2 protein-coding genes are annotated in these 2,043 nt (G+C 25.9%); one reads left to right on the forward strand and one right to left on the reverse strand.

Translation table 11 applies throughout. The features are described 5' to 3' along the window. Positions 1-468 precede the first annotated feature (468 nt). A complete protein-coding gene (locus RH99_RS17900) occupies positions 469-1,086 on the forward strand; it encodes an IS4 family transposase (RefSeq protein WP_010241662.1) in 618 nt (205 codons plus the stop codon). Positions 1,087-1,487: 401 nt separating this feature from the next. Here the strand turns inward: RH99_RS17900 and RH99_RS17905 are convergent, their stop codons facing one another. Further along, positions 1,488-1,712 (reverse strand): hypothetical protein, encoded by a 225-nt coding sequence (locus RH99_RS17905; protein WP_010241663.1) that lies wholly within the window; start codon positions 1,710-1,712, stop codon positions 1,488-1,490. Positions 1,713-2,043 lie beyond the last annotated feature (331 nt).

Here is a 2,043-nt window from a genome sequence, read left to right on the forward strand (position 1 = left end):
TTTTTATCTTCCACAAATATGGCATCTATTCCATCTATAGAATCATATTTTATAATTTTCTTATAGAAATATAACTACCAATTAATTTTATTTATATACATTCTCATGCATAAACTCTTTATTTAATTGGTAGAAATCAGTATTCACCTTTTATCCAACTTGTGTGCTAACCTGAAATTATAAGTATTTTTTCTGATTTCCTTGGTTAATAATTCTTACATTCTTCGCTCATAGCAAGCATAAACTCCCAGTTTATGCTATGGTGTCCATAGACATCAACTTAATAAATACAGTTAATGTAAATTTATCTTTTCTTATAGATAAATAATATTTTTAAAAACAGAGTGGATTATTCCAAATGAAGGGAATATATTCACTCTTTGTTTTTTGATTTATTGTTATATAATATATAATTTGTATTATTATATATTTTATGTAATCAAATGTTATCGAAAGGATTTTGTTGAAATGTTAAGTAAAAAAATAAAAGAAATAATTCGAAATGTAGAAAAATTGTACAACCATACTGTAATTGAAAAAATGGCAAAGAAACATTCGTTTGTTAGAAGAAAAGGTAAAATTAGTGCTGAAAGTTTTTGTAAGCTATGTACATTTTTAGGCGAAGATTTATGTTCTGCTGCACTATCAAAATTATGTTCAAAATTAGAAGCTAATGAAAAAATATCAATATCTCCACAAGCATTAAGTAAAAGATTTAACAAAGATGCAGTTAATTTTATGATGAATGTATTTAATGAAATGATGAAAGTTCAAAATGAAATTCTAAGTAAGAATGAACCATTATTGAAAAGCTATTTTAATAGAATAACAATTGTTGATTCTACAGGCTTTAAGCTAGATGATAAGCATAAAGACATGTATAAAGGGTGTTCTGTAAAATCATCTGTTAAAATTCAATTACAGTATGATTTGTTAACTGGAGAATTTATTCATTGCGAGATTAAAGAAGGTAATATTGCTGATGCTTCATACATTCCAGCATTGCAAAATACAATACTAGAACGTGGTTTAACTTTAAAAGATTTAGGTTACTTCAAATGGAATTGTACAACAATACTTTTATGAGTTATATCGCAATATCTTCAAAGGTAAAATGGTTTTATATCAAACACTTCATCGTATATTAATTTCTATTCAACGATATGGTATGAAATCTAAGAAAAAAGATAAAAAAACAGCCATTTTAATCTTAGATAACATTAAAATAGCTGAAGTTGATTTAGTAAAAATGGTAGGATAATACTGGTATATTAAATACTAAATTGTAACTTTCTTGAATTTATTTTTGAAGTCTTATTAATGTTACCTCAATTTACACTAATATTAACAATATTAATATTAACTATGAAATCATTATCAATTAACAATTCCAATTTACAAAGAAAAGAATTGTAACTTCATTGGAAAATTATTGAATTATAAGATTGATGGCTATGGTGTCAGTCCCCCTAGGAGATGACTGGAAGTCAGATCCTTGCTATTATGTCTACATGACAGGATGGAGAAAGCTTGTGGTATAAAATTTGCGTAATATCTCCTGCCATAGAGTAGCATCTTGTAAAATCAGGTGGCATAATTAAAATTTTCTTTATGTCATTCAATTTACATTGATCTATTAGAATATCAATTTGCTTTTCAATTTCGTCTTGACAAATAGAGCCTTTTTCTAAAGTAATTAAAAATTTATTCATCATATCCTCCTTGTATAATGTAGTCATATCCTACTAGTCTGTATTAATTACGCATTAGATAATACCACATAATTGATTAAATGGTAAATTATAATAGAAAAAAATTACTATCAAATTATATATTTCTAAAATTCGCTATAACTATTGATCTTACTAAATTTATGAACTATTCTCTTCTAAAACTTTTGTGGGAAAATAAAAATACAAGCAAATTCACATTATCCATGAACTGGTTCGTATCAACGTTTTGTTGCACCCAGTTGGACTCGAATTCCCGGACTTCAGATTTGTTTTTATATACTTTTATTTTTCTACACTTTCCTTTTAACTT

Source organism: Clostridium arbusti SL206 (genome assembly GCF_000246895.1).
GTDB lineage: Bacteria > Bacillota > Clostridia > Clostridiales > Clostridiaceae > Clostridium_I > Clostridium_I arbusti.